Source organism: Massilia scottii, from assembly GCF_030846495.1.
Classification (GTDB): Bacteria; Pseudomonadota; Gammaproteobacteria; order Burkholderiales; family Burkholderiaceae_D; genus Telluria_A; species Telluria_A violaceinigra.
Genome location: NZ_JAVCWM010000006.1, coordinates 306,930 through 327,769, shown reverse-complemented (window position 1 = coordinate 327,769; position 20,840 = coordinate 306,930). Strand labels below are relative to the sequence as shown.

Here is a 20,840-nt window from a genome sequence, read left to right as displayed (position 1 = left end):
GCCGGCGTCATTTGCAGCTGCGCGATTCCTGATCCGGAAAGCGCGCCACGATCGCATCGACCTTGGCCTTGGCGGCCGGTTCCAGCGCGCGGAAGCGATACGCCATTTTGGTCGCCTGGCTGGTGCGTCCGGCCACCTTGGCGCCGACCACGCCCTGCCTGGTGAGCGTTGCCAGCAGCGTCTGGGCCGATGTCTCCGACTTGAACACACCGAGCGAAATCGCGTACTTCATCGGGCTGTTATCGTTCATGATGAAATAACTGGTGACGCCGAGTTCCTTCAGTTCGGCCGCCTTGCGGTCGGCCGCCTCCTTGCTGCCCGGCGAAGGGATGAACACGATATGGCTGGTGACCTCGGGGACGGCGACGTTTTCGCGCGTCTGGCGCTGGCCCAGCGCCAGCGGCGAGAGCATGGCTTCGAAGCGGCGCGCTTCCGGCGGCGCGAAATTTCCAACCAGTGTGCAGGCGACCAGGTCCGGCTTCGGCTCCGGCTTGGGTTCCGGCTTCGGCTCGGCGGGCGCCGGCACCGCGGCGGCGGGCTTGGTCATGACCAGCACCGGCGTTGGCGGGGCGACCACCGGCTCGGGTTCGGCCGCCGCTTCCGTTTCCGGCGATGGCAGCGGGCGCGCGGCGACCAGCTTGATGTTCTCGGTGGCGAGCTGGTTGCGCATGCGGCCCGGCTCGCGCTCGTTTTCCCTGAAGTTGCCGAGCATGCCCTGGCCGTACGCGAACAGCACGGCATTGATGGCAAGGAGGGTCCAAAATATGAATTTCAACACGGGCTATCCTGGAGTGGCGAAGACGTGACGGTGGAATGAAGGCCGATCAGGACGATATTATCGACGATCCGGTGATCGATCGGGAGCCTGAGCACGGGGCCGATGTACTGGGCCGCGCCGCCCGAGACGATGCAGGCGGTGGCGCCATGCAGGGCGCAGGCGCGTTCGATGGCGCCGGCCTGCGCCGACAGGCAGCCCGACAAAATGGCGTCGGCGGTATTGTCGGCAAAGCCGGCCGGCAGGGTGGCGCCAGGCGCAACCTCGGGCAGCTGCGCCGTATTGCGCGCCAGCGAGGTGGCCATCAGGCCCAGGCCGGGCAGGATCATCCCGCCCAAAAACACCCCGTCCGCGCTGACCGCATCGATGGTGGTGGCGGTGCCGCAGGTGGCGACGATGAGCGCCTGGCCGGGCGCCAGCGAACGCGCGCCAAGCGCCGCGGCGAAACGGTCGCAGCCAAGCTGGGATGGATTGCGGTAAGCGTTGCGCATGCCGGCCAGCTGCGCAACCGAGGCGAACCAGCTGATCGCGGTGCTCGGAATCATCAGCTGCAGCTGGTCGCGCAGCTTGCTGCCGGCGACGTTCGACACCAGCGCGCGGCTGACGCCGTGCTGCGCCCAGCTGGCCGGCAGGTGATTCAGGTCGGCGAGGGCGACGGCGCCGCTGGCGATCCAGATGCCGGGCGCGGCGCCGTCCTCGGCCAGCGCCCACTTGATGCGCGTATTGCCGGCGTCGATCAGCAGCAGCATCTCAGTGCTCCCGCACGCGCAGCGACACGTCGCCGGCGACGATGGCGATGCGCCCGCCCGCCGTGTCGAGCAGCAGGCGCGCGCCGTCGTCGACGCCGGCGGCCACGCCTTCATGCAGGGTGATTGCGCGGTCGATGATGGCCACCGGCAGGCCATGGTAAGCATGCAGGCGGTTCCAGCGCGCGCAGAAGGGCGCAAAGCCGCCGTGCGCGAACTGGCCGAGGTTGGCCGCCAGCACGCCGAGCAGCTGCGCCATGAGCGCATTGCGGTCCATCTGCGCCAGCCACGGGGCGGCCGCCACGCTGCGGCCGATGCGCTGTTCCATTTCGTCGGGCATGAGCAGATTGAGGCCGACGCCGATCACCGCCCACACGCCGCCGCCGGGTGCGGCCTGGGTTTCGATCAGCACGCCGGCCAGCTTGGCGCCGTCGCGCAGCACATCGTTGGGCCACTTGAGCTGGACCGGCACGCCGAGCGCGCCGAGGGCGTCGGCCAGCGCCACGCCGACGGCCAGCGGCAGGCCGGCCAGCTCGCGCAGCGGTCCGGCAAAATGCCAGGCCAGCGAAAACGTCAGGGCAGAGCCGGGCGCCGACAGCCAGCTGCGTCCGGCGCGGCCGCGCCCGGCCGTCTGGTGCACGGCCACGCGCAGCACCGGGCGCGAAAGGCCGGCGGCGCGCGCCAGCAGGTCGGCGTTGGTCGATCCGGTTTCGGCCACGACTTCGATATCGATGCCTGCCTGGTCCAGCGCACGGTAGTGGCGTGCGAGCGCGGCGGCGTCCATTCCCAAACTGGAAGGGGCGGCGAGGGCGTCGTTCATGGCGTTTCCTCGGGTGCCTTGCGTGCCGCGCGTGCCTTGCGGGGCGCGTTCACGAAAGCCAGGTCGTACAGGGTATCGGGCAACAGCCGCAGCAGCTTGGCCACCACCCCCATCTGCCACGGGATCACGCGGTAGCTGGTGCCCGCGCCGATGGTGCGCGCGGCCCTGGCGGCAAAGCGCTCGGGCGACATCAGGAAGGGCATCGGATAAGCGTTATGTCTGGTCATGGGGGTATCGATGTAGCCGGGCGCGATGGTCACCACCTTGACGCCGTGCGGCTTGAGTTCGAGCCGCAGCGCCTCGCAATAGCAGCGCAGCGCCGCCTTGGACGCGCTGTAGGCGCCGGCGCCGGGCAGGCCGCGCACGCCGGCCACGCTGCCGATGCCGACCAGGCGGCACGGCGTGGCCTGGGCCTTCATGGTAGCGATGAAGGGCGCGAAGGTGGCCACGGTGGCGTTGACGTTGGTGGCGAAGATGGCGTCGAACACCGGCATGTCTTCGGCATATTCGGTCAGGGTGCCGGCCGACATGCCGGCGCAGGCGATGACGATGTCGGCGCCGCCGAGGCGTTCGATGAAGTCAAGGGCGGCCGCTGCCAGCGCGGCGCGGTCGGTGACGTCGAGCGCGTACACCACATGGCGTTCGGGATTCGGCAATTGCGCGCGCAGGGCGTCGAGCGCGTCGCGGCGGCGCGCCACCAGGCCGACGGTCGCGCCGCGCGCGGCGTACTCGCGCGCCAGCGCCGCACCGAGCCCGCTCGACGCGCCGGTGATGAACACGCGGTTCATTGGGCGCGCGCCGGCATGGTTATTTCTTTTCCGCTGCCGCTTTGGCGACCAGGTGATCCATCACTTGCAGCGCCATTTCCTGTTGCTGCGCCGCGGTGGCGGCGGATGCGCTGGCACCGGCCAGGTTGGGCGAGGTCATGTATTTGCCGCCGATGGCCAGCTGCGGCCACTCTTTGATCTTGTACGACGCGACCATGCCGTTGGCGCGCGATAGCTTGGCCTGGATGCCGAAGGAGCGGTAGGCATCGATGAATCTGGCGCGGTCGATGCCGACACTGGCGGCCCAGTCGAACACCTGTTCATCGTTGCCGAAGCGCTGGTGCTGCTCGTGCATCGCGGCGAATACCTTGGCGTGGTATTGCGGCACCAGGTCCATCGACTCGAGCGTGTAGTACAGGCGCTGCTGCGGCACCACGGCCGGCGTGTGGCCGAGGTGGACGCGCTTGAAGACGATCTTCTCGCCCTGCTTTTTCACCCACTCGGCCAGTGCCGGCTCGAAGCTGGCGCAGTGAGGGCAAGCGTAGGCAAAAAACTCGGTGACTTCGACTTTCTGGCCGGCGTCGGTGTTTTGCGCTTCGGCCAGCGTTACGTAGTCGGTGCCGCTGACGGGCGCCTCGGGCGAGGCCGTGGCGTGGGTGCCGGCGCCGCACAGGGCCAGCGCGAGCATGATTTTGAAAAGAGTGGGCATGCGGGTTTTCCGTAGTGTCGTGGTTATTTCTGGTTGCGCACGATGGCGACGTCGATGCCGGCGTCGACCAGTTTGGCGCGCGCCTTGTTCATCGCTTCGACCTGGCCGTAAGGGCCGATGCGCACCCGGTGCAGCACCCCGCTGTCGTTGGCGCGCTCGCTGATGACGGCCTCGAAGCCGAGCAGGGCGAGCTTGGCACGCGTGTTCTCGGCGTCGGCCACTTCGCGGAAGGCACCGGCCTGCAGGTAATAGGTGATCTTTTCCTCGGCCGGTTCGGCCGCCGCGGTCGGGGTCACATTCTGGGCGGAGGGCGCGGCGGCCACCTGGGTTGGGGCAGGTGCCGGTGCCGGCTTCTCCGGCTTTTCCTTCATGTTGGCGATGGCCGCGCCGAGCGGATCGGCTTCGGCCGGGGTGGTGGCCTTGGGCTTGTCGGTGATCTGCTTGTTGGCGGCGCGCGCCGCTTCCTTGTTCCCGTACAGCGGCTTGTTCGGATCGGCCGCCTGGCCGGCGGTCGGCTCGCCCATCTTGCCGGCCTTGCCGGTTTTATCGGTAAAGGGCGTGGCGCCCTTGGTGATTGCCAGTGCGACCGCGACAGCGATCACCAGGCCCACGATCAGGCCGATGACGATGCCGGTGAGGGTATTGCCTTGCTGGTGCTTGAGCGGTAGTTGGAGCCGAAGGCGGGAATCGCGTGTCATTGGAGCTTTCAATCGAAGAAGCGGTTACATTTTTTCCGGCGCCGACACGCCGATCAGGGCCAGGCCGTTGCGCAGCACCTGGCGCGTGGCGACCATCAGCGCCAGGCGCGCCAGCTTGAGGGCCTCGTCGTCGACCAGCACGCGTTCGGCAAAGTAGAAGCTGTGCAGGTTGGCCGCCAGGTCGCGCAGGTAGAACGCCACCTGGTGCGGACCGAGCTCGGTCTGGGCGCGCGCCAGCATTTCCGGGTAGGCGGCCAGGGTCGCCAGCAAGGTCATCTCGGTCGGTGCGGTGAGCGGCGCCAGATCGGCCGAGGCCAGGGACGACAGCTCGCCCGTGAACTGTTCGAGCATGCGGCAGATGCGGGCGTGCGCGTACTGCACGTAATACACCGGGTTCTCGTCCGACGTTTTCAGGGCGACGTCGACGTCGAACACGAATTCGGTATCGGCCTTGCGCGAGATGAGGAAGAAGCGCACCGCGTCGCGGCCCCGGGCGATGTCGCCGTCGCCCGACCATTCGATCAGGTCGCGCACCGTCACGTAGGAGCCGGCGCGCTTGGAGATCTTGACCTCGGCGCCGTCTTTCATGACGGTGACCATCTTGTGCAGCACGTAGTCCGGGTAGCCCTGCGGGATATCGAGGCCGACCGCCTGCAGGCCGGCGCGCACGCGCGCGATGGTGCCGTGGTGGTCGCTGCCCTGGATGTTGATGGCCTGGGTGAAGCCGCGCTGCCATTTGACGATGTGGTACGCCACGTCCGGCACGAAGTAGGTGAAGCCGCCTTCGGACTTGCGCATCACGCGGTCCTTGTCGTCGCCGTAGTCGGTGGTGCGCAGCCACAGCGCGCCATCGAGCTCATAGGTCTTGCCGGCCTTGATCAGGGCGTCGACGGCTTTTTCCACCTTGCCGTCGGCGTACAGGGACGACTCGAGGTAGTAGTTATCGAACTTCACGCCGAAAGCTTGCAGGTCGATATCCTGCTCGTTGCGCAGGTAAGTGACGGCGAACGGGCGGATCGAATCGAGATCGTCGACGTTGCCGCTGGCGGTGGCGGGCAAGCCGTCGCTGGCCGAGACGGTTTTGCCGGCCAGGTAATCGGCGGCGATATCGGCGATGTAGTCGCCGTTGTAGGCCGACTCGGGCCATTCGGCGTCGTCCGGCTTGAAGCCGCGCGCACGCGCCTGGACCGAATTGGCCAGGGTGGCGATCTGCACGCCGGCGTCGTTGTAATAGAACTCGCGGGTGACGGCGTAGCCTTGCGAATCGAACAGCGCGGCCAATGCGTCGCCCAGCGCGGCCTGGCGGCCGTGGCCGACGTGCAGCGGGCCGGTCGGATTGGCCGAGACGAATTCGAGGATGACTTTCTTGCCGGCGCCGGCCTCGCTGCGGCCGTAAGCCTGGCCTTCGGCGAGGATGGTCTTGACGACCGACTGCTTGGCGGCGGCGGCCACGCGCAGGTTGATGAAGCCGGGGCCGGCGATATCGGCGCTGTCGACGAGGCTCTTGCCGGCCGGGTTATCGAGCAGGGCGGTGACGATTTTCTGGGCCAGTTCGCGCGGATTCATCTTGAGCTGCTTGGCCAGCTGCATGGCGATATTGCAGGCGATGTCGCCGTGCGACGGATCGCGCGGGCGCTCGAGGACGACGGATGGCGTGATGCCGGTACCGTCGAGGACAGGAGCGAGGGCGGCCTGGAACAGGGCGACGATTTCTTGTTTTTGTGAGGCGAGCATGAGCGGTGATCTGTAGAGTAGTCGAGCGGTGGCAGTGCCACGGGCAATAGTAGCTCAATTATACTGGTTTGCCGCCCCTCTGAGTCCGCCCTTGCAGCCATCGGCCACGTCCCCTTCCCACCCAAATATTTCCTAACCGGGGTCAGACCTCCGATTAGAAACAAAAAACATTTCGAATCGGAGGTCTGACCCCGGTTAGGAAACGTTGTTGAGCGCGACGGGGTGTTGTAAAGCCGGCCGCTTGCCCCGCTTTTGTAAGGTTGGACGTTGGAAGAATGTGTTGTCATAAAGGATCGTTTAAGCCTGTGCGGGGGCTAACCCGGTACAATTGCACCTTTATAAAGTAGCGCTAAGCCGACCCGACCATGACTAACAAGCGTCCGACGCTCTCCATCAAACCCGCCGCAGCCAAAGCGGACAAGCCGGCAGCGCCGCGCATGCGCGCCAGTTTCGAGGTCAAGCCCGTGCTGCAGCCCGGCTATCGACCCGATCTGAAGCCCGATTCGCTCGCGCTGTGCCTGCTCGGCGCGGCCAATGCCGTGGCCCAGGTGCGCGGCGGCGCAGCCCTGCCGCAGGCGCTGCTGACCGCGTTCGGCGTGACCGCCGCCGCGCCCCAGGCGCGCGGGGCAATCCAGGATATCGCGTACCGCACCATGCGCCAGCTCGGCCGCAGCGAGACGCTGCTCGGCCTGATGACGTCGAAAGCGCCCGAGCCGCCGATGCTGGCCAGCCTGCTGTGCTGCGCCCTGACCCTGATCGATACCCCGGATGGCGCCGAGCCGCCGTATGAAGTATTTACCGTCGTCGACCAGGCCGTCACGGTGGCCAGTTCGCACCCCGACATGGCACACGCCAAGGGCATGGTCAACGCCGTGCTGCGCCGCTTCCTGCGCGAACGCGAGGAGTTGCTCAAGACGGCGCTGATGCAGCCGGTGGCGCAATGGAATTATCCGCAGTGGTGGATCGACGCCGCCAAGGCCGCCTATCCCGCCAACTGGCAAGCCATCCTCGCGGCCGGCAACGCCCAGCCGCCGTTGACCTTGCGCGTGAACGTGCGCAAGACCACGGTCGAGGCATGCATACACTTGCTGGCCGACGCCGGCATGGCGGCCACGCAAATCGGGCCGTCCGCCGTGCGTCTCGAGAAGGCCCTGGGCGTGGCCCTGATTCCCGGTTTCGACGACGGCCTGGCCTCGGTGCAGGACGCCGGCGCGCAGCTGGCCGCGCCGCTGCTCGATGTGCAGGACGGCATGCGCGTGCTGGACGCCTGCGCCGCCCCCGGCGGCAAGACGTGCCACCTGCTGGAACTGGCACAGCTGGACCTGACCGCGCTCGATTCGGACCCCAAGCGCCTCGAGCGCGTGGGCGAAAACCTGGAGCGCCTCGGTTTGAGCGCGACGCTCAAAGCGTTCGAGGCGCAGACCAGCGTGTGGTGGGACGGCCAGCAGTTCGACCGCATCCTGGCCGACGTGCCGTGCACGGCGTCGGGCATCGTGCGGCGCCACCCCGACATCCGCTGGCTGCGGCGCAAGGGCGATGCACTCCAACTTGCAACACTTTCGGCCAAAATTCTCGACAACCTTTGGCAGATGCTGCGCCCGAATGGTAAATTGCTGTTCGTGACATGTTCGCTCTGGCCCCAGGAATCGGAGGCGCAGGCCGCCGCATTCGCGGTGCGCCACAATGCGACCCGCCTCGCCGCGCCGGGACAGTTGCTTCCGACCGGTACCGCCGTGCAGGATCATGACGGATTGTTCTACGCCCTGTTTCAAAAAAACGCGACGTAACGGGTCCTTCGACTATGCGAACTTTTAAGACTCTGGCCCCCCTGTGACATTACGATTTTTCCGCCTTCTCGCCTGCCAGCTGCTGCTGATGTTCGCGTCCGTATGCGCGTACGTGCCGGCATGGGCGGCGGGAGTGGTGGACGTCACGCATGCGCATATCGAATCGACCGACGAGGGCTACCGCCTGGCGGCCAGCTATGCGTTCGAGCTCAACGAGGGGCTGGAAGACGCCATCAAGCATGGCGTGCAGCTGTACTTCACCACCGAAATCGAACTGACCCGCCCGCGCTGGTACTGGTATGACGACAAGGCGGTGTCGGCGCGCCAGACCATCCGGATCTGGTACAACGTGCTCACGCGCCAGTACCACGTGTCGGTCCTGGGCAGCATGGCGCAGAGTTTTCTCACCCTGGAAGACGCGATGGTGCTGATCCGCCGCCCCAGCCGCTGGGTGATCGCGCCGAAAGGGGCGCTCAAGCGCGGCGAGACCTACAACGTCACCCTGCGCATGTTCATGGACCGCGAACTGCTGCCCAAGCCGATGCAGGTCAATGCGCTGAACAATTCCGACTGGCGCCTGGCTTCCAAGAACAAAACCTTCCCCTACACGGCGGAATAAGCGGTGAATCAAGCCTTGCGCTATGCAGTGATCGTCGGCGCCGCCGTCGTCAGCATCCTGCTGTTCCTGCTCGCCTCGGCATCCGACAATTCCGGCTTCTTCGACCGTTACTACACCTGGCTGCTCGGCCTGAACGCGGCGGTGGCCGGCGCGCTGCTGGTGTTCGTGGTGGTGGCGCTGGCGCGCCTGTATTCGCGCTACAAGAGCGGCAAGTTCGGCTCGCGCCTGATGGCGCGCCTGGTGATCCTGTTCGCCGGCATCGGCATCCTGCCCGGCCTGGTCATCTTCCTGGTGTCGGTGCAGTTCGTGTCCAATTCGATCGAGTCGTGGTTCAACGTGAAGATCGAGGATGCGCTCGAATCGGGCGTGAGCCTGGGCGTGGCCGCGCTCGACCAGGCGCGCAGCGAACTGGGCGCCGTCGGCGAGATCAGCGCGGCCACCATCGCCGGCCAGGATGTGGTGGCGTCGCACGATATCCTCACCCGCCTGGTGCAGGAACAGGAGGGCATGCTCAGCGCGGTCGTCATCGGCCAGGATGGCAGGATGATCACCAGCGCGGTCATGGGACGGCGCGACCTGAAAGCCGATCTGCCCACGCCGGCCATGCTGCTGCAGGCGGTGATGCCGGGCGGGTATTCGGTGGCCGAGGGCGGGGTGGAGCGCGATTTCAAGGATGTCAACGGCAACCACGGCCTGCCGGCCAATGCGCTCGACGGCGCCACCAGCCTGCGCCTGCGCGTGGTGCTGGCCATTCCCGAGCCGCCGGGCGCGGCGCCGCGCTTCCTGCAGCTGATGCAGGCGGTGCCGGTCAAGCTGGCGCTCAACGCCGAGGTGCTGCGCAACGCCTACAGCGAGTACCAGGAGCGCTACGTGGCGCGCACCGGCCTGCGCAAGATGTATATCGAGACGCTGACCCTGACACTGCTGCTGGCGATTTTCGGGGCGATCGCGAGCGCCTTCGTGATCGCCGGTAAACTGGCGCAGCCGCTGCTGGTGCTGGCCGAGGGCACGCGCGCGGTGGCCGAGGGCGACCTGTCGCCGCGCCCGATCGTGGCCACCTCCGACGAACTGGGCACGCTCACGCAATCGTTCAACACCATGACCGGCCAGCTGTTCGAGGCGCGCAGCGCGGTCGAGCGCAACCGCGCCGCCCTGCAGAGCGCCAAGGCGCACCTGGAGTCGGTGCTGGAAAATATGTCGGCCGGCGTGATCGTGCTGGACGCCGATTCGAAACTGGTCAGTTCCAACGAGGCGGTCGAGCGCATCCTGCAGCACGACGTGGCCGGCCACATGGGCATGGCGCTGGCCGCCATCGACGGGCTGGAAATGTTCGCGCAAGCCATCGCCAAGGCGTTTTCGACCCAGAGCGCGCAGAGCGCGGCCGGTTCGCCGCGCAAGCAGACCCACTGGCAGCAGCAGATCGAAATCCCGCGCCGGCTCGGCACCAGCGACGACCATGACATCACCCTGCTGGCGCGCGGCTCGCGCCTGCCGGTGGGCGCCGGCAGCGGCTACATCGTGGTGTTCGACGATATTTCGGATGTGATCTCGGCGCAGCGCTCGATGGCCTGGGGCGAAGTGGCGCGGCGCCTGGCGCACGAGATCAAAAATCCGCTCACGCCGATCCAGCTGTCGGCCGAGCGCATGCAGATGAAGCTCGAAGCGCGCCTGCAAGGGAGCGACCGCGACCTGCTCAACAAGGGCACGGCGACCATCGTCAACCAGGTCGACGCCATGAAGCGCATGGTCGATGACTTCCGCGACTATGCCAAGGCGCCGCCGGCGGTGCTCGACAAGCTCGATCTGAATGCCCTGGTCGGCGAAATCCTGCATATGTACCTATCCGGCGACGAAAGCGATATTATTCATGCTGAGCTTGCCGATAACCTGCCGGCGGTCATGGGCGATGCGACCCAATTGCGCCAGGTGATCCACAATCTGCTGCAAAATGCCCAGGATGCGATGAGCGAGCGCGGTCCTGACGCGGCAGCGGCGCGCATCGATATCACGACCGAGGCGATTCATTACCAGGGGGCGAACGGGGCCGGAACCGCGGTGCGCCTGTCGATTGTCGATAACGGGCCGGGATTCGCCCCTAAAATCCTGTCGCGCGCATTCGAGCCGTATGTCACCTCGAAGGTGCGCGGGACCGGGCTGGGACTGCCGATGGTGAAGAAAATCGTCGATGAACACGGCGGTAAGATCGAGATACAGAACCGCAGTGACGGAACTGGCGCGTCGGTGTTGATTTTACTGTTAAAGTTAGCACCGGCCAGCGTTGTGGCGTAAGCGTTGAACTAAGAATAAAATCGCGGCTGTGAGCGGTATGCGCTGCATGCCATTGGAGCGGGCAAAAAGAGGAAGGCAAACACATGGCAAACATTCTCGTAGTTGATGATGAAATGGGCATCCGCGAGTTACTCTCGGAAATTTTGGGCGATGAAGGCCATGCGATCACGCTCGCCGAAAACGCGCAGCAGGCCCGTGACGCGCGCGCGGCGGGGGCACCGGACCTGGTGCTTCTGGATATCTGGATGCCCGATACCGACGGCGTCACCCTGCTCAAGGAGTGGCAGCGCGACGGCTTGCTGACCATGCCGGTCATCATGATGTCGGGACACGCGACCATCGATACCGCGGTCGAGGCAACCCGGATCGGCGCGCTCAACTTCCTCGAGAAGCCGATCGCGCTGCAAAAACTGCTCAAGGCGGTGCAGCAGGGCCTCACGCGGGCCCAGGAAGTGGTGCGCGCGCCGGTGATCGCGCCGCGCCCGATGCTCACGCCCCAGCCCGAGGAAAGCCCGTTGACGGCGTCGGCCATGTTTTCGGCGCAAACCCCGCAATCGGCCATCGCGCCGCGCATGGGCGGCTTGCCGAACGGGGAAGGGCATGGCTTCAACCTCAGTTTCGACCTGCCGCTGCGCGAGGCGCGCGACGCCTTCGAACGCATGTATTTTGAGCATCATTTGGGACGCGAGGGCGGCAGCATGACCCGCGTGGCCGAAAAAACCGGGCTCGAACGCACCCACCTGTACCGCAAGCTCAAGCAACTCGGCGTCGAGCCGGGCAAGCTGGCTAAAAAGAACGGATGACCGCAGCGCCTGCGCGCAGGGCTGCCCTGACCCTGGTCACGGGCGGCTCGGCGCCGCAGCGCGAGGCCGCCATCGCGGCGCGCCTTGCCGCGTCCTCCGCGGCCGGCCTGTGCGCCGTGCTGCTCGAAGGGTTGCCATCCGGCCAATCCCTGCTATCCCCCTCCCACGACCTGCAAGTGCACCGGATCGCGCCCGGCTGCCTTTGCTGCACCGGCAATCTCGTTTTACGTGTAACATTAAATCGGATCCTGCGTCTGCGCCCCGACTGGCTGTTCATCGGGCTGGCCGCCACGGACCACCTTGATCAGTTGAGATCGTGGCTGCAAGACTCGCCATACGATCAGCTGTTGGAACTGACAGCGGACCTGCACACTTGAAATCGGTCCGCATAGCCCCACCTGCCCTGATGAGCACAGTGGAACGTCTGATCGAGCGAAGGAGCAATAATGAACATGATCTACAACAGTGAACAGTACAGCGTGGTCGAGTTCGGCGTCGATCACAATCTCGAAGCCTTGCGCTTCGGCGGATATGAAATCGTCGACAAATCCGGACGCCGTGAAGCATTTATCGGCGGCAAACTTGCGCAATCATTCAGGCGCGACGTCAACAACCTGATCGCCAGCGAACCCACCATGGAAGAAATCGATGATTTCCTCGGTTCGTATGACTCGCTGATGAGCCAACCGGTGTTGTTGCACTAATATTTGGCAGGTGCTGGGGCAGTAGCTGGCGGTCGCGCTACCGCGGCGCTGTTACCGGCAAAAATCAGTTCCCGCGCCAGGCAGGCTGTCTTGCGCGGGAATGCAAGAACAGGGCGCAAGGCCTCGGACTGCCATCCGACATGGTATTCTGGCGTCATGTGCCAACTCCTCGGAATGAACTGCAATGTCCCTACTGACATTGTTTTTAGCTTTACCGGCTTCGCCATGCGCGGCGGCCGCACCGATACCCACCACGATGGCTGGGGCATCGCCTTTTTCGAGGGTGCCGGCGTGCGCCACTTCGTCGATCACCAGGCTGCCGTCGAGTCGCCCGTCGCCGAACTGATCAAGCGCTATCCCATCAAGTCGAAAAACGTCATTGCCCATATTCGCAAGGCAACCCAGGGTCATGTGGCGCTGGAAAACTGCCATCCCTTCGTGCGCGAATTGTGGGGCCGCTACTGGGTGTTTGCCCACAATGGCGACCTCAAGGAGTTTGCCCCGACCCTGAACGGTCCGTATCGCCCGGTCGGCAGCACCGACAGCGAAAAAGCCTTCTGTTTCCTGCTGCAGGAATTGCGCAACCGCTTCGGCGACACGCCGCCGGCCTTGTCCTTGCTGCGCGCGGCCCTCAAGGAACTGGTGGCCGCCGTTGCCGTGCATGGCACGTTCAACCTGATGCTGTCGGACGGCTCGGCCCTGTTCGTCCACTGCTCGACCAAGCTGCATTACGTGGTGCGCCAGCATCCCTTTGTCACGGCCAGCCTGTCCGACGAAGATGTGAGTGTTGATTTTTCTCAAGTCACCACGCCGGAAGATCGGGTAGCGATTATCGTCACCGAACCCTTGACCACCAACGAAAAATGGACCGCCTTCGCGCCCGGCGAATTCAAAGTGTTTGTGGATGGGATGTCAATACAAGAGCGTTAAGTATTTCCTCCACGCACTGGTATTAATTAGGTTACATTACCGGCTGTTATTATCCATATTTACAGGACAGATGAGCCACGACGCCGACCTCATGGCGCAGCAGATGCCAGTGCGGGATTTTTATCTGGGGCGCCAGCCAATCCTCGACCGTCAGCAAGGGCTGTACGCTTACGAAATGCTTTTTCGCAACGCTCCAGGCGAAACGGCCCAGATCGACAGCGATGTGGCCGCCACCGCCACGGTCATTGCCCACACCGCCCAGCTGGGGCTGGAAAAAGTCATAGGCGACGCGCTCGGCTTTCTGAATGTGGATGCCGAAGTGCTGATGAGCGACATTTTCGTGTTCCTGCCGCGCGAGCGGGTGGTGCTGGAAATCGTCGAGAGCATGGTGGTCACCACATCGGTGCTCGACCGCATTGCCGACCTGAGCGCGCATGGCTTCCGCTTTGCGCTTGACGACGTTCGCGTCGACGCCCCCGACGTGCAACTGCTGTTGCCGATGGTCGAGTACGTCAAGCTCGACGTGCGCGCCCTGCCGCTGTCGTCGCTGACGACCCTGGCGCCACGCTTCAAGCGCCAGCACAAGAAGCTGATCGCCGAAAAGGTCGAAACGCGCGAGGAATTCGATGCCTGCCTCGATCTGGGCTTTGACTATTTCCAGGGTTATTATTTCGCCAGGCCGGCCGTGATCAGCGGGCGCAAGCTGTCGCCGTCGCAGCTGACCGTCCTTGAACTGATGAGCCTGGTCACCTCGGATGCCGAGAATATCGAGATCGAACGTGCCGTCAAGCGCGACGTGACCTTGGCCTTCAATTTGCTGCGGCTGGTCAACACCCCGGCGATCGGCATGCGCCACCGCATCGATTCGATCAGCCAGGCGGTGACCATCCTCGGGCGCCGCCAGTTGCAGCGCTGGCTGCAGATCATGCTGTACGCCGAACCGACGCGCCGCGGCAGCAGCATGTCGCCCCTGCTGCTGCTGGCCACCACGCGCGGCCGCCTGCTCGAACTGCTGGCGCAACGCTTGCGCCCGGGCCAGCGCAACGTGGCCGAAATCGCCTTCACGGTCGGCATCATGTCGCTCATGGATGCCCTGTTCGGCATGCCGATGACGGTCATCGTCGAGCAGATTCCCGTCATCGACGAGGTGGCGCACGCGCTGCTGCAGCGCACGGGCTTTTTCGGCGACCTGCTGCACCTGGCCGAGTGCATCGAGCGCATGGAAGAATCCGACGACCAGGTGCTGCCCGCATTGCGCGAACTGGCTATTTCCAGCGAAGAACTGATCGAACTGGAAGTAGCGGCCTTCGAGTGGAGCGACAAGGTGGTGCGTTTCGCCATTTAGCGCCATTTGCGCCTGTTGCGGCAGATGCAGCTTTCATCTGCCGCAACAGGCTTGCAAGCGCGGGCCGGGCCCCGGTTAGGTGCCGCCCGCCCATTGCTTGTGCAGGTCGGGATCGCTGCGCAACTCCCACAAGGCCAGGATGACGACGGCGATGCCCACGATGAGGCTGTTGCTCATCATGGGCCCGCGGTCGGCCACGGCCGGAATCCATGGCGAGACGGCCACCCACACGCCCGCGAGCAGGTTGACGACGACCGCCCAGACGTAGGTTTTGTACAGGTCGAACGCGGCGAGCACGGCGATGACCGCGCCCGCGATCCAGGCATTCATGGCCTGCGGGGTGTCGGCGGGGTAGGCCAGCACCCAGGGTGAAACGAACAGCCAGAGACCGAGCAGCAGGATCGCCTGATCCTGCCACCGCCTGGCGGAGCGTTGGATTTTCATATTGCCTCCTGAACGCGATGTGCGGCGCGGAAAAGCATGACCGGGGAGATGCGCCGATACTCCCCGGCTGACAGGGAGTTAGGCAGGAAAAACGGGGAAAAGTTCACGCCATGTCGTTTCCGCCACCGGCAGAAACGACTTCCCGCGCCAAGGCGGCCCCCGGCGGGGGCGACGACGGTGGAGGACGCTGCGCTTTACGACAAATTCGGCGCCAGCCAGCGTTCCAGGTCTTCTTTCGGCACGCCACGGCGCTTGACCATATCGTTCAACTGGTCTTCGCCGATCTTTCCGACCACGAAATACTTCGCTTCCGGATGGGCGAAATAGAATCCCGATACCGCCGCGCCCGGGAACATGGCGAACGACTCGGTCAGTTCCATGCCGATTTCCTGCGCCTGCAATACCTTGAACATATCGGCTTTCACCGTATGCTCCGGACACGCCGGATAACCGGGCGCCGGACGAATACCGGCATAGCGCTCGGCGATCATGTCTTCATTCGACAGATTCTCGCCCACCGCATAACCCCACAGATCGGTGCGCACCCGTTCGTGCATATATTCGGCGAACGCTTCGGCCAGGCGGTCGGCCAGCGACTTGAGCATGATCGACGAATAATCGTCGTGCGCATCTTCAAAGCGCTTTTCGTACTTTTCAATTCCCAGCCCGCTGGTCACCGCAAACATGCCGATATAATCCTTGATGCCCGACGCCTTTGGCGCGATAAAATCGGCCAGGCACTGGTTCGGCCGCTGCACGCCATCGACCAGCGGCTTGACGCCCTGCTGGCGCAAGCCGTAATACGTGAATGCCACGGTGGCGCGCGTGTCGTCGGTATAGACCTCGATATCGTCGTCGTTCACGCTATTGGCCGGCAGCAGCGAAATGACGCCATTGGCGCTCAGCCAGCGTCCTTCGATGATTTTCTTGAGCAGCGCCTGGCCTTCCTCGAAGACCTTCGACGCCGCTTCGCCGACCACCTCGTCGGTCAGGATCGCGGGGAAGGGGCCGGCCAGGTCCCAGGTCTGGAAGAACGGACCCCAGTCGATATACCTGGCCAGCGTGCCCAGGTCGACGTTCTTGAATTCGCGCCGCCCGATGAATTTCGGCCGCACCGGCTCGAACGCCAGCGCCATCTTGTTGGCGCGCGCGGCGCCAAGGGGCAAGATCGGCAGCGCCTTCTTGTTGGCGTGCTGCGCGCGGATGCGCACATAATCCTGGGCGATGTCTTCGATGTACTGGTCGCGGCTTTCCGGCGTGAGCAGCGACTGCGCCACCGACACCGAACGCGATGCGTCCGGCACGTACACCACCGGGCCCTCGTAATTGTGGGCGATCTTCACCGCCGTGTGGGCGCGGCTGGTGGTGGCGCCGCCGATCAGGAGCGGGATCTTGAGCATGCGGAAGTGCGGGTCGCGCTGCATTTCCTTGGCCACGTGCGCCATTTCTTCCAACGACGGCGTGATCAGGCCCGACAGGCCGATCATGTCGGCGTTTTCGACCTTGGCGCGCGCCAGGATCTCGGAGCAGGGGACCATGACGCCCATGTTCACGACCTCGAAGTTATTACACTGCAGGACCACCGAGACGATGTTCTTGCCGATGTCGTGCACGTCGCCCTTGACGGTGGCGATGACGATCTTGCCCTTCGGTTTGGCGACGATGCCGGTGCGTTTTTCTTCCAGCAGTTTTTCTTCTTCGATGAAGGGAATCAGGTGGGCCACGGCCTGCTTCATCACGCGCGCCGACTTGACCACCTGCGGCAGGAACATTTTGCCTTGTCCGAACAGGTCGCCGACCACGTTCATGCCGTCCATCAGCGGGCCTTCGATCACGTGGATCGGGCGGCCGCCGTTGTGCAGCAGTTCCTGGCGCGCTTCTTCGGTGTCTTCGACGATCCACTGGGTGATGCCGTGCACCAGCGCGTGCGAGAGGCGCTGCTGCACCGTGCCTTCGCGCCAGGCCAGGGTCTGCACGTCCTGCTTGTCGCCGGCTTTCAGGGTGCCGGCAATCTCGATCATGCGTTCGGTCGAATCGATCCGGCGGTTGAGCACCACGTCTTCGACGCGCTCGCGCAATTCAGGGGCGATGTCGTCGTACACGCCCATCATGCCGGCGTTGACGATCCCCATGGTCATGCCGGCCTTGATGGCGTGGTACAGGAACACGGTGTGGATCGCTTCGCGCGCCGGGTCGTTGCCGCGGAAGCTGAACGACACGTTCGAGACGCCGCCCGAAATTTTCGCGTGCGGCAGGTTATCCTTGATCCAGCGCGTGGCGTTGATGAAGTCGACCGCGTAGTTATTGTGTTCTTCGATGCCAGTGGCAATCGCGAAGATGTTCGGGTCGAAGATGATGTCTTCCGGCGGGAAGCCCACCTGCTCGGTGAGCACCTTGTAGGCGCGCGCGCAGATGTCGGTCTTGCGCGCGAAGGTGTCGGCCTGGCCCTGTTCGTCGAAGGCCATCACGATCACGGCGGCGCCGTAGCGGCGGCACAGGCGCGCCTGGCGGATGAATTCTTCCTCGCCTTCCTTCATCGAGATGGAATTGACGATGGCCTTGCCCTGCACGCATTTGAGGCCCGCTTCGATCACCGACCACTTGGACGAGTCGATCATGATCGGCACGCGCGAAATGTCCGGCTCGGAGGCGATCAGGTTCAGGAAGCGTTCCATCGCCGCCTTCGAGTCGAGCATCGCCTCGTCCATGTTGATGTCGATGACCTGGGCGCCGTTTTCCACCTGCTGGCGCGCCACCGACAGCGCTTCGTCGTACTGCTCATTCAAAATCATGCGCGCGAAGGCTTTCGAGCCGGTCACGTTGGTGCGCTCGCCGACGTTCACAAAAAGAGAGTTCTCGTCGATGGTGAACGGTTCCAGGCCCGACAGGCGCTGCGCCACCGGAATTTCCGGGATCGCGCGCGGGCTGGTCGTGGCCAGCATGTCGGCAATCGCCTTGATGTGGTCGGGCGTGGTGCCGCAGCAGCCGCCGGCGATGTTGATAAAGCCGCTGTCGGCGAATTCGCGCAGCAGCGACGAGGTGTCAAGCGGCAGTTCATCGAAGCCGGTGTCGCTCATCGGGTTGGGCAGGCCGGCGTTCGGGTAGATGCACACAAAGGTGTCGGCGATCTGCGACAGTTCTTCGGCGTAGGGGCGCATCAGGGCCGCGCCCAGGGCGCAGTTCAGGCCAATGGTGAGCGGCTTGGCGTGGCGTACCGAGTTCCAGAAGGCGGGCACGGTCTGGCCCGACAAGATGCGCCCCGAGGCGTCGGTGACGGTCCCGGAAATCATGATCGGCAGGCGTTCGATGGCCGGGTGTTCGGTGAAATACAGGTCGATCGCGAACAGCGCCGCCTTGCAGTTGAGGGTGTCGAAGATGGTTTCGACCAGCAGCACGTCGGAGCCGCCTTCGACCAAGCCACCCACCTGCTGGTGGTAGGCGGCGACCAGCTGGTCGAACGTCACGTTGCGCGCGGCCGGGTCGTTGACGTCGGGCGAGATCGAGGCCGTTTTCGGGGTCGGTCCGAGCGCGCCGGCGACGAAACGCGGCTTGTCCGGGGTGCTGTACTTGTCGCAGGCGGCGCGTGCCAGCCTGGCGGCGGCCACGTTCATCTCGTAGGCCAGGTGGCCCATGTGATAGTCGTCCTGGGCGATGGTGGTGGCGCCGAAGGTGTTCGTTTCGATCAGGTCGGCGCCGGCGGCCAGGTAGCGCTCGTGGATTTCCTGGATGATGTGCGGCTGGGTCAGGGTCAGCAATTCATTGTTGCCCTTGACGAACAGCTCGCGCGCGCCGCTCCCGGCCGGGGCGGCAAAATCGGCAAAGCGCCCGCCTGGTCCGCCGCGGTAGGCCGCTTCATCGAGTTTGTACTGCTGGATGATGGTGCCCATCGCGCCATCGAGAATCATGATCCGGCGCGACAGGATGTCGCGCAGCCGGGTTTCAGTCTTGGACATGGCGGGATGGGCGGTAGTCATGGGTGTGCTTTCGTTGGGCGGGTCAGGAGCCGGCCGGGACCGGGTCTAAAATTATACGTCATCGTGCCCTTTTGGTTTTCCGGAGGCTTAATGATCAGTTCGCTTTGTATCGTTTTGTATTTAAATACCGGCTTGATACAAGATGATACAAAATGTAGCGTGTCTGCAATCTTTGCGTTACATGGGCAAACGACAATCGCTCCGATGACGCCGCAGTGCGTCTTTACGGGGAATACATAAATGAACGATGATTTTCAAACCAGCTGGTCCGAGCCAGTATCCATGCAGCAGGGTGACGCCAGCACCGTGCAGCGCCCGCCAGTTGCCGCACCGCTCAAGCAGATCGTCACGATCCGCCTCGACGTCGACATGCTCAAATGGTTCAAGGCCGCGGGTCCCGGCTACCAGACCCGCATCAACCAGATCCTGCGTGAACATATGGAAGCGCAGCAGGCTGAGCGCGACGCGGCTCAGTAAGCTGGCGCAAGGGCTCAGTCGAGGCTGAGCCCTTCCAGAGGGAATCCCTTGAGAAACTCGGCCGCAGGCAGACGCTTGCCGCCGGGTTTTTGCAGTTCCGTCAGGCGCAGGGTGCCGTGTTTGCAGGCGACCACGATGCCGTGCTGGGCATCGGCGGCCAGGATCTGGCCGGGAGCGGCGTCGCTGCCGGCGTCGAGCGCTTCGGCGCCCCAGATCTTGATGATCACGCCATTGACCTCGGCGTGGGCGCCGGGGAAGGGGTTGAAGGCGCGGACCTTGCGGCCCAGTTCGGCCGAGGACAGGGAAAAGTCGAGTGCGGCTTCCTCCTTGCTGATCTTGGCCGCGTAGGTCACGCCCGCGTCGGGCTGGGGCACCGGGTGCAGGGTGCCGGCCGCGCGCGCGCGCAGGGCGTCCACGATCATGCGTGCGCCCAGGGCCGCCAGGGTGTCGTGCAGGCTGGCGGTGGTGTCGCCCGGCAGGATCGGCACCCGTTCCATGAGCAGCATGGGGCCGGTGTCGAGGCCTTCTTCCATTTCCATGATGGTCACGCCGGTTTCAAGGTCGCCCGTTTCGATGGCGCGGTGGATCGGCGCGGCGCCGCGCCAGCGCGGCAGCAGGGAGCCATGGATGTTGATGCAGGGCTTGATGTCGAGGGTGCTGCGCGGCAGGATCAGGCCGTAGGCGGCAACCACCATCACGTCGTAGTCGGTGGCCAGCAGGCGCGCGTGGGCCGCGGCGGCCTGGGCGGCGCGTTCCGGGTCCTTGCTGTCGAGGCGCAGGGAAAGCGGCTGCAGGACCTCGATGTCGTGGGCCAGGGCGAATTGCTTGACGGCGGAGGCATGCAGCTGCATGCCGCGGCCGGCGGGGCGGTCGGGCTGGGTCAGGACGAGTGGAATCTCGAAGCCGGCAACATGGAGGGCCTGGAGGGCGACGGCGGCGAACTCCGGCGTGCCGGCAAAGATGATTTTCATGGGATTCCTGGGTTAAAACAGTTCAAAGTACAAAGCGACTGTATGTGGAGCGCAACGCTATAACAGGCGGTAACGCTAAAAACCGGCAGCAAGGCTAACACCGGCAGCAACGCTAAAAACTGGCAGTAACGCTAAAAGCCGTCGTTCCCGCGAAGGCGGGAACGACGGCTTTAAATGTGACGGGCGGCGCGCGCCGTGCGACGGCGGGTGACTAACGGTCTGTCAACTGGTACTGACAGCGTACCGCC

The 20,840-nt window shown here is 64.6% G+C and carries 19 protein-coding genes; 9 read left to right on the top strand and 10 right to left on the bottom strand.

Features of this window, described 5'->3' with window-relative positions; all coding sequences use genetic code 11:
* Nucleotides 1–7 precede the first annotated feature (7 nt).
* The 7 genes from RBA41_RS11025 to argS are packed head-to-tail and all read right to left on the bottom strand — an operon-like array spanning nucleotide 8 to nucleotide 6,249.
* Nucleotides 8–778, bottom strand: coding sequence for an SPOR domain-containing protein (locus tag RBA41_RS11025; RefSeq protein ID WP_306623721.1), 771 nt, complete (start codon nucleotides 776–778; stop codon nucleotides 8–10).
* Nucleotides 772–1,524, bottom strand: coding sequence for a type III pantothenate kinase (locus RBA41_RS11020; RefSeq protein WP_306623719.1), 753 nt, complete (start codon nucleotides 1,522–1,524; stop codon nucleotides 772–774). The genes RBA41_RS11025 and RBA41_RS11020 overlap by 7 nt, the downstream gene beginning before the upstream one ends.
* Nucleotide 1,525: 1 nt before the next feature.
* Nucleotides 1,526–2,341, bottom strand: coding sequence for a biotin--[acetyl-CoA-carboxylase] ligase (locus RBA41_RS11015; protein WP_306623718.1), 816 nt, complete (start codon nucleotides 2,339–2,341; stop codon nucleotides 1,526–1,528).
* Nucleotides 2,338–3,129, bottom strand: a complete 792-nt coding sequence (locus tag RBA41_RS11010; RefSeq protein WP_306623716.1) for an SDR family oxidoreductase — start codon at nucleotides 3,127–3,129, stop codon at nucleotides 2,338–2,340. Before RBA41_RS11010 ends, RBA41_RS11015 begins: the two co-directional genes overlap by 4 nt.
* A 19-nt stretch (nucleotides 3,130–3,148) precedes the next feature.
* Nucleotides 3,149–3,817 (bottom strand): thiol:disulfide interchange protein DsbA/DsbL, encoded by a 669-nt coding sequence (locus tag RBA41_RS11005; protein WP_306623715.1) that lies wholly within the window; start codon nucleotides 3,815–3,817, stop codon nucleotides 3,149–3,151.
* A gap of 23 nt (nucleotides 3,818–3,840) precedes the next feature.
* Complete coding sequence (locus tag RBA41_RS11000; protein ID WP_306623714.1) at nucleotides 3,841–4,515, bottom strand: SPOR domain-containing protein; 675 nt, start codon at nucleotides 4,513–4,515, stop codon at nucleotides 3,841–3,843.
* Between the two features lie 24 nt (nucleotides 4,516–4,539).
* Nucleotides 4,540–6,249, bottom strand: coding sequence for an arginine--tRNA ligase (gene argS / locus RBA41_RS10995; protein ID WP_306623713.1), 1,710 nt, complete (start codon nucleotides 6,247–6,249; stop codon nucleotides 4,540–4,542).
* 365 nt (nucleotides 6,250–6,614) lie between these two features.
* Here argS and rsmB point away from each other — a divergent pair, with 365 nt between their 5' ends.
* The 8 genes from rsmB to RBA41_RS10955 all read left to right on the top strand — a co-directional run bounded on the left by rsmB (nucleotide 6,615) and on the right by RBA41_RS10955 (nucleotide 14,726).
* A complete protein-coding gene (rsmB, locus tag RBA41_RS10990; protein WP_306623711.1) occupies nucleotides 6,615–8,036 on the top strand; it encodes a 16S rRNA (cytosine(967)-C(5))-methyltransferase RsmB in 1,422 nt (473 codons plus the stop codon).
* A 43-nt stretch (nucleotides 8,037–8,079) separates the two neighbouring features.
* Nucleotides 8,080–8,655 (top strand): DUF4390 domain-containing protein, encoded by a 576-nt coding sequence (locus tag RBA41_RS10985; RefSeq protein ID WP_306623710.1) that lies wholly within the window; start codon nucleotides 8,080–8,082, stop codon nucleotides 8,653–8,655.
* A 3-nt stretch (nucleotides 8,656–8,658) separates the two neighbouring features.
* Nucleotides 8,659–10,944 (top strand): sensor histidine kinase, encoded by a 2,286-nt coding sequence (locus RBA41_RS10980; protein WP_306623709.1) that lies wholly within the window; start codon nucleotides 8,659–8,661, stop codon nucleotides 10,942–10,944.
* A gap of 83 nt (nucleotides 10,945–11,027) precedes the next feature.
* Nucleotides 11,028–11,747, top strand: coding sequence for a response regulator (locus tag RBA41_RS10975; protein ID WP_099874245.1), 720 nt, complete (start codon nucleotides 11,028–11,030; stop codon nucleotides 11,745–11,747).
* Nucleotides 11,744–12,124, top strand: coding sequence for a P-loop NTPase family protein (locus RBA41_RS10970; RefSeq protein WP_306623708.1), 381 nt, complete (start codon nucleotides 11,744–11,746; stop codon nucleotides 12,122–12,124). The genes RBA41_RS10975 and RBA41_RS10970 overlap by 4 nt, the downstream gene beginning before the upstream one ends.
* 69 nt (nucleotides 12,125–12,193) lie before the next feature.
* Nucleotides 12,194–12,451: a BTH_I0359 family protein gene (locus RBA41_RS10965; RefSeq protein ID WP_054266260.1), complete on the top strand. Its 258-nt coding sequence runs from the start codon at nucleotides 12,194–12,196 to the stop codon at nucleotides 12,449–12,451.
* A 156-nt stretch (nucleotides 12,452–12,607) separates the two neighbouring features.
* Nucleotides 12,608–13,381, top strand: coding sequence for a class II glutamine amidotransferase (locus RBA41_RS10960; RefSeq protein WP_306623707.1), 774 nt, complete (start codon nucleotides 12,608–12,610; stop codon nucleotides 13,379–13,381).
* Nucleotides 13,382–13,451: 70 nt separating this feature from the next.
* A complete protein-coding gene (locus RBA41_RS10955) occupies nucleotides 13,452–14,726 on the top strand; it encodes an EAL and HDOD domain-containing protein (protein WP_306623706.1) in 1,275 nt (424 codons plus the stop codon).
* Nucleotides 14,727–14,801: 75 nt separating this feature from the next.
* Here RBA41_RS10955 and RBA41_RS10950 read toward each other — a convergent pair whose 3' ends face one another.
* Nucleotides 14,802–15,170, bottom strand: a complete 369-nt coding sequence (locus RBA41_RS10950) for an SPW repeat protein (RefSeq protein ID WP_306623705.1) — start codon at nucleotides 15,168–15,170, stop codon at nucleotides 14,802–14,804.
* Nucleotides 15,171–15,364: 194 nt separating this feature from the next.
* Nucleotides 15,365–19,123: a methionine synthase gene (gene metH / locus RBA41_RS10945; protein ID WP_306623829.1), complete on the bottom strand. Its 3,759-nt coding sequence runs from the start codon at nucleotides 19,121–19,123 to the stop codon at nucleotides 15,365–15,367.
* A 261-nt stretch (nucleotides 19,124–19,384) separates the two neighbouring features.
* On the opposite strand from metH, the gene RBA41_RS10940 reads away from it, so the two are divergent.
* Nucleotides 19,385–19,621 carry a BrnA antitoxin family protein gene (locus RBA41_RS10940; protein WP_306623704.1) on the top strand — a complete coding sequence of 79 codons (237 nt, stop codon included), beginning with the start codon at nucleotides 19,385–19,387 and terminating at the stop codon, nucleotides 19,619–19,621.
* Nucleotides 19,622–19,635: 14 nt separating this feature from the next.
* Here RBA41_RS10940 and fmt read toward each other — a convergent pair whose 3' ends face one another.
* Complete coding sequence (fmt, locus tag RBA41_RS10935) at nucleotides 19,636–20,592, bottom strand: methionyl-tRNA formyltransferase (protein WP_306623703.1); 957 nt, start codon at nucleotides 20,590–20,592, stop codon at nucleotides 19,636–19,638.
* Nucleotides 20,593–20,840: the final 248 nt, after the last annotated feature.